We start from the raw sequence: 6,321 nt of genomic DNA, 5'->3' as shown, positions 1-6,321 counted from the left end.
GCCGGCTTCGCCGCCATCATCGGCGCGCCGAACGCCGGCAAGTCCACCCTGGTCAACCGGCTGACGGGATCCAAGGTCTCGATCGTCACCCAGAAGGTCCAAACCACGCGCTTCCCCGTGCGCGGCATCGCCATCACGGGCGACGCCCAGATCGTGCTGGTGGACACGCCCGGTATCTTCACCCCGCGCCGCCGTCTCGACCGCGCCATGGTCGCCTCCGCCTGGGGCGGCGCGCACGACGCCGACGTCGTCGTCCACCTGATCGATGCGGCCTCGCACATCGCCTCCGAAGGCAAGGAAGGCGCCGCCGCCGACCGGCGTTCGGCCGAGGATACCGAGACCATCATCGAGAACCTGAAGGGCTCGGGCACCCAGGTCATCCTGGCGCTCAACAAGATCGACGGCATGCGCCGCGACACCCTGCTGGCCCTGTCGCATTCCCTGTTCGAGACCGGCGTCTACTCGGAGGTCTATATGATCTCGGCCGCGACCGGCGACGGCGTCGATGACCTGAAGGCGCGGCTGGCCCTGTCGATGCCGCCCAGCGAATGGCTGTACCCCGAGGACCAGAGCGCCGACGTCCCGATCCGCGTCCTGGCTGCCGAGATCACCCGCGAGAAGCTGTATCTGCGCGTCCACGAGGAACTGCCCTATTCGGCCGCCGTCGAGACCACGGCCTTCGACGAAAAGGCTGACGGCTCGGCCCGCATCGAACAGACCATCTATGTCGAGCGCGAGAGCCAGCGCCCGATCATCCTGGGCAAGGGCGGCCAGACCCTGAAATGGATCGGCCAGAAGTCGCGTGAGGAGTTGACCGAACTGCTCGACCGACCCGTGCATCTGTTCGTGACCGTCAAGGTCGACCCCAAATGGCAGGACTCCAGGGCCCTCTACGCCCAGTTCGGCCTCGAGTACGACGTCTAGTTCCTTCAGTTCGCGTAAGCCTGTGTTCCATGTCCCCCGCCGCGCCGGGAACCATCCCCGTCGCCTCGCCGGTGTCCTGATCGTCCTGATCTGCGGCGTCCTGGCCCTGGCCGCCTGGACCGGTGTGCGCACGGCCGAGCCGACCGCGCTGGCTCAAGCACCGGTCGCGGAGCTCAAGCGCCCGCCGGTCGTCACCGTCAGCGACCTGCCCGAGCTGTCGGCCAGCCTGGCGACCCACTCGCGCTTCATGGGCGGCATCCTGGTGGCGCGAGGGGATCAGGTGCTGTTCCGCTGGGTCCAGGGTCCGGCCAATGCCGATGAGGGTCGCCCGCTGGCGCTCGACACCCCGTTCCGCCTGGCCTCGGTGTCCAAGCAGTTCACCGCCGTCGCCATCCTGAAACTGCAGGACGAGGGCAGGCTGACCATCAGCGATCCGGTCTGCCGGTGGATCCAGCCGTGCCCGCTGGCCTGGGCCGGCATCCGCATCCACCACCTGCTGAGCCACACCTCGGGCATCCCGGATCTGATGGCGCGCCCGGCCTGGGGCCTGCGGCGGGTGACACCGACCAATCTCGCCGAACTGACCGCCGATTCCGCGCGCTATCCCCTCCAGTTCGAGCCCGGGACCAAGATTCGCTACAACAACGCCGGCTTCAACCTCGCCGCCGCCATCGTCGAGAAGGCCAGCGGCATGCCGTTCGAGACCTATCTGGACACCGCCTTGTTCGAGCCCCTGGGCCTGACGCACACGGGCCTGGGCGAAACACCGGACCTGGCCATGGGCTACGCCAACTTCCCCAGCGGCCTGGCAGCCCAGCCCCAGGCGAACGTCAGCGTCGTCACCGGTGCCGGTGCCTTGTATTCGACGCTGGACGACATGCTGGCCTGGCAGCGGGCCCTGCACGGCGGGCGTATCCTCAGCCCTTACAGCTATGCCCAGATGATCGCCGACCATTCGCCTGCCGACACCCCCGACGAACGGGGTCGTCCGCACCGCGCCTGGGGCTACGGCATCTTCGCCAACCGCTTGGGCCGACAGGTTCAGCCCTCGTTCGAGGCCCAGCAGATCTACCATACCGGCAGCTGGTCGGGGTTCCGCAACCTGGTGATCTACCAGCCGGAAGAGGACATCACGGTGATCGTGCTGTCGAACAACTACCATCAGCGCGACGAGGTCTTCCTGCTGGCCCAACAGGCTCTGGCCGAGGCGCTCGGGCGGCCCTTCCCGACCACCCTGTCTAGAGGCTCGCCAGCCCGCCCGGCAGAAGTGTCGCCCGCCCCGCAAGACTGAGCTCCAGCAGGGCCGCCGCCACATGGGCCACCGGTGCGGCACAGGCCCGGGCCAGTTCGTCGCGCGGTGTCGGTGTGGGCGAGAGCAGGGCGGCGACGCGTTCGATCAGGGCCTGATCCACGTCATCGGGCATAGCCTCGAACCGGTCGCCCGGAGGCTCGCGCAGGGTCCGCAGGGTCTCGAGCCCCCGCCGGACGTCTTCGACGCCCTCGCACAGGATGGCCCCCTGACGCAGCAGTTCGTTCGGCCCTTTCGAGCGCGGATCGAGCGGTGAGCCCGGTACCGCGAAGACGTCGCGGCCCTGTTCCCCCGCTAGCCGCGCGGTGATCAGCGACCCGGACCTCAGTTCCGCCTCGACCACGATAACGCCGCGCGAGAGGCCCGAGATGATCCGGTTGCGGCGCGGAAAGTCCCGCGCCTGGGCCCGCGCTCCCATGGGGCTTTCGGACACGACGCAACCCTGATCGACGATCAGGTCATAGAGTTCGGCATTGTCGGGCGGATAGACATCATCGACCCCGCCGCCCAGAACCGCCACCGTTCCGGTCTTCAGCGCCCCCAGATGCGCCGCCGCATCGATGCCGCGTGCCAGTCCCGACACGACGACGAACCCGTCCTGACCCAGGGCCTGGGCCAGGCCCCGCGCGATCCTCTGCCCGCCCGCCGAGGCGATCCGGGCCCCGACCATGGCGATCGTCTCGCCGGACAACAGGGCACAGTGGCCCCGCGTCCATAGCACCGGCGGCGGTGGATCGACGGCGGCGAGCCGGTCAGGATAGGCGGGGTCGCCGAGCACCAGCAGGACCGCGCCCTTGCGCTCCCCCGCCGCCAGTTCGGCCTCGATCCGTTCGACAGGTGGCAGGTCGTATCCGGTCGATCCGGCGCGTCGTGCCAGGTCGGGCAGGGCGTCCAGCGCCCGCAACGCCGTGCCGAACCGGTCCAGCAACTGGCGGAACGACACGGGCCCGACGCGATCGGTGCGCGCCAGCCTCAGCCGCGCGAACCGTTCCGCCTCGTCGAGCCGTGCGCTCACGCCTTCTTGGCGCCGATGCGGGGTTCGAGACCTTTCAGCAACCGGCCGATGTTCTCATGATGCCGGATGTAGATCAGTACGGCCGTAAATAGGGCCAGTGCCGCGATCGGCCCGGGCGCCGGCAGCCCGAGCACCGCAATGGGCAACACGGCCAGCACCGGCGCGCACGCTGCCGACACAAGGGCCGCCAGCGACGAATACCTGAGCCCGAACGCCACCAGCAGCCAGATCGCCGCCGCCAGCAGCCCCAGCGGCCAATGCGCGGCCAGCAGCAGACCATAGAAAGTCGCCACCCCCTTGCCGCCCTTGAACTTCAGCCAGATCGGGAACAGGTGGCCCAGAAACGCCGCCCCGCCACCGATGGCCCCGGCCAGATCGCTGTTGAACAGCCACCGCGCCAGCAGCAGGGCCACCGCACCCTTGCCTGCATCCAGCAGCAGGGTCGCCAGGGCCAGGTCCTTGCGGCCGGTCCTCAGCACGTTTGTCGCGCCGATATTGCCCGATCCGATGTTGCGCACGTCGCCGGTACCGGCTGCGCGGGTGATCAGCACGCCGAACGGAATCGACCCCAGCAGGTATCCGGCAACCGCCACGAAGGCGAGCCCGCCGATGGCCGGCGCCACGAGATCCTGCACGGTGAGTCGCTCCCCTCTGTCTTGTGGTGCAAGATGCGTCGGGGCCGGCTTGCGAGCAAGACGCAACTTGGGGTGCCGCTTGACGACGCGACCGAATGTGGCACTGGTCCGCGTCCGTTCGCAGAGACCACGCCCATGATCCGTCCGACCCTGTCCAGCCTTGCCGTGCTGGCCTTGATGTCCGCCTGTGCGGTGACGCCCACCCGGTCCGCCGCGACCGACGGCCCGATCCTGGCGGCCTATTTCGACTGCGTGCGCGAACGCGGCGTCGCCATCTCCGCCCACCGGGCCCAATCCGCCGACGACCAGCCCGAGAACTCCATCGCCGCCATCACCGCCACCGGCCGCGCAATCCCCGGCGCTATCGTGGAGATCGACGCCGTCCTGACGCGGGACGGCAAGCTGGTGCTCATGCACGACGACACCATGGAACGCACCACGAACGGCTCCGGAAAGGTCGCCGACCTGACCCTGGCGCAGGTCAAGGCCACCCGCCTGACCGCCCCCGACGGCACACTGACCGACGAAGCCCCGCCGACCCTGGCCGAGGCTCTTTCGGCGGCCGACGCGGCCGGCACCATCGCCTCCATCGACCTCAAGCCCGCCGACGAGGCCGCGACTATGGTCCTGGCCCGCGCCGTGGTCGACGAGGTCCGCCGCGTCGGCGCCGAGGGCCGCGTCATCCTGATCACCTATTCCCCCGAGACCGCCCGTGCCGTCGCCGCCCTCGCCCCGGAGATGATGATCTCGGCGGGGGCCAAGTCGATGGGCAATCTCGACGGCCTGAACGAGGCCCAGATCCTCGGCTGGACGGGCGCAGGCTCGCCCGACCCGGCGCAGTGGGCCGCTTTGAAGGCGCGCGGCGTTGAGGCCCAATTCGGCACCTTGGGCGCTGCGGGTCGTCGCCTTGACGACGTCTACGCGGCCGACGGCGACGTGTCCGAATACCGCCGCCTCTACGAGCAGGGTGTTACGGTCATCGCCACCGACGCACCTCTGGCCGTCAAGGGCGTACTCGAAGCCGAGGTTGCGCGGGCGGCGACGTGTGACCGATAGTCGGCCTTCTCCCCTTGCGGGAGAGGGTGGCAGGCGTAGCCTGACGCATCAACGTCACACCGCTGTTGACGGTCGGCCTCTCGAAATTCACCTGTGAGGTCCGTGTGACCCCTCATCCGGCCCTTCGGGCCTCAGCCTCCCGCAAGGGAGAAGAAAGACAGTGGAGCTCCTCTTTATGTTCAATCTCACCGGCAAGACCGCCCTCGTGACCGGAGCCACCGGCGGCATCGGCGGGGCCATCGCCCGCGCCCTGCACGCCCAGGGTGCCACGGTCGTCCTGTCCGGCACTCGCGAGGCCGTCCTGGCCGGGATCAAGGACGAACTGGGCGAACGCGCCCATTTCGCCGTCGCCAATCTGTCCGATCCCGCCTCGGTCGACGGCCTCGTCGCCGCCGCCGAGGAGGCCGCTGGCACCCCGCTCGACATCCTGGTCGCCAACGCCGGCATCACGAAAGACGGCCTGCTGATGCGGATGAAGGACGAGGATTTCCAGTCGGTGCTGGCCGTCAACCTCGAGAGCTATTTCCGTCTCAGCCGCGCGGCCATGAAAGGGATGATGAAGCGTCGGTCGGGCCGGATTATCGGCGTGACCTCGGTCGTCGGCGTCACCGGCAACCCCGGCCAGACCAACTATGCGGCGTCCAAGGCCGGGATGATCGGCTTTTCCAAGTCCCTGGCCCAGGAGGTCGGGTCGCGCGGCATTACCGTCAACTGTATTGCGCCCGGCTTCATCGCCTCGCCGATGACCGATGTGCTCAATGACGCCCAGCGCGAGACCATCCTCAAGAACATTCCGGCCGGTCGGCTGGGCACAGGCGACGAGATCGCCGCCGCCGCCGTTTATCTGTCGTCGGACGAGGCCGCCTATGTGACCGGCCAGACGCTTCACGTGAACGGCGGGATGGCGATGATATGATGACGCGCGAACGCCGCATCTTCGTTCAGGAGCCCCGGGCCGGGGCCGTCCTGGTCACCGTCCTGCGCGTCCTGGCCACCATCGTCAGTGGTCCCATGCTGCTGATCGGCATCGCCTGGGTCCTGCAGGGACTGAACATCCTGCCGGGCAGCTTCATGACCGGCCAGATCATCTGGGCGATCTACGGCGCGCCGCTCGCCCTGGTCGGCGCGGCCCTGGTCTGGTGGGTCAATTCCGTCAGACGCTGATCGCACGCGCAGTCAAATACGGTGACGCCCCTTCCCAGCCCCGACGGCTGTGCTAGAGGGGCGCAACCGCAGAAGGCTTGGCTCGTTAGGGTCTTGCACAAGCGTCGCTGTCATGAGACGGCAGGATTTGAGACAACTGCCGCTTCCCCGCGGCCCCATAAGGCAGAGACCCCCATGTCCGACACCCTGGAACGCGTCCGCAAGATCGTCATCGACCA

7 protein-coding genes are annotated in these 6,321 nt (G+C 68.5%); 5 read left to right on the top strand and 2 right to left on the bottom strand.

The window, feature by feature from the left end:
* Window positions 1-924: GTPase Era (era, locus tag JHC99_RS16970; protein WP_292155821.1), on the top strand; the 924-nt coding region annotated here is incomplete at its 5' end.
* Between the two features lie 22 nt (window positions 925-946).
* Window positions 947-2,215: a serine hydrolase gene (locus tag JHC99_RS16965; RefSeq protein WP_292155819.1), complete on the top strand. Its 1,269-nt coding sequence runs from the start codon at window positions 947-949 to the stop codon at window positions 2,213-2,215.
* Here the strand turns inward: JHC99_RS16965 and dprA are convergent.
* Window positions 2,163-3,248, bottom strand: coding sequence for a DNA-processing protein DprA (gene dprA, locus JHC99_RS16960; protein ID WP_292155818.1), 1,086 nt, complete (start codon window positions 3,246-3,248; stop codon window positions 2,163-2,165). The genes JHC99_RS16965 and dprA overlap by 53 nt on opposite strands.
* Window positions 3,245-3,883, bottom strand: a complete 639-nt coding sequence (gene plsY, locus JHC99_RS16955; RefSeq protein ID WP_292155817.1) for a glycerol-3-phosphate 1-O-acyltransferase PlsY — start codon at window positions 3,881-3,883, stop codon at window positions 3,245-3,247. Before plsY ends, dprA begins: the two co-directional genes overlap by 4 nt.
* Before the next feature lie 135 nt (window positions 3,884-4,018).
* Here plsY and JHC99_RS16950 point away from each other — a divergent pair, with 135 nt between their 5' ends.
* The 3 genes from JHC99_RS16950 to JHC99_RS16940 all read left to right on the top strand — a co-directional run bounded on the left by JHC99_RS16950 (window position 4,019) and on the right by JHC99_RS16940 (window position 6,103).
* Complete coding sequence (locus JHC99_RS16950) at window positions 4,019-4,939, top strand: glycerophosphodiester phosphodiesterase family protein (protein ID WP_292155815.1); 921 nt, start codon at window positions 4,019-4,021, stop codon at window positions 4,937-4,939.
* A gap of 175 nt (window positions 4,940-5,114) precedes the next feature.
* On the top strand, window positions 5,115-5,855 hold the full coding sequence (fabG, locus tag JHC99_RS16945) for a 3-oxoacyl-[acyl-carrier-protein] reductase (protein WP_292155814.1): 741 nt from the start codon (window positions 5,115-5,117) through the stop codon (window positions 5,853-5,855).
* On the top strand, window positions 5,855-6,103 hold the full coding sequence (locus JHC99_RS16940; protein WP_292155813.1) for a hypothetical protein: 249 nt from the start codon (window positions 5,855-5,857) through the stop codon (window positions 6,101-6,103). Before fabG ends, JHC99_RS16940 begins: the two co-directional genes overlap by 1 nt.
* Window positions 6,104-6,321 lie beyond the last annotated feature (218 nt).

Source organism: Brevundimonas sp. (genome assembly GCF_016463485.1).
Classification (GTDB): Bacteria; Pseudomonadota; Alphaproteobacteria; order Caulobacterales; family Caulobacteraceae; genus Brevundimonas.
The sequence above is the reverse complement of the archived record's forward strand: the minus strand, read 5'-3'. Positions and strand labels throughout refer to the sequence as shown.

What these genes read in the sequence shown, in the direction of transcription:
- fabG (WP_292155814.1), top strand. Translation starts at nt 5,115, where the DNA reads ATGTTCAATCTCACCGGCAAGACCGCCCTCGTGACCGGAGCCACCGGC.
- JHC99_RS16950 (WP_292155815.1), top strand. Translation starts at nt 4,019, where the DNA reads ATGATCCGTCCGACCCTGTCCAGCCTTGCCGTGCTGGCCTTGATGTCC.
- JHC99_RS16940 (WP_292155813.1), top strand. Translation starts at nt 5,855, where the DNA reads ATGACGCGCGAACGCCGCATCTTCGTTCAGGAGCCCCGGGCCGGGGCC.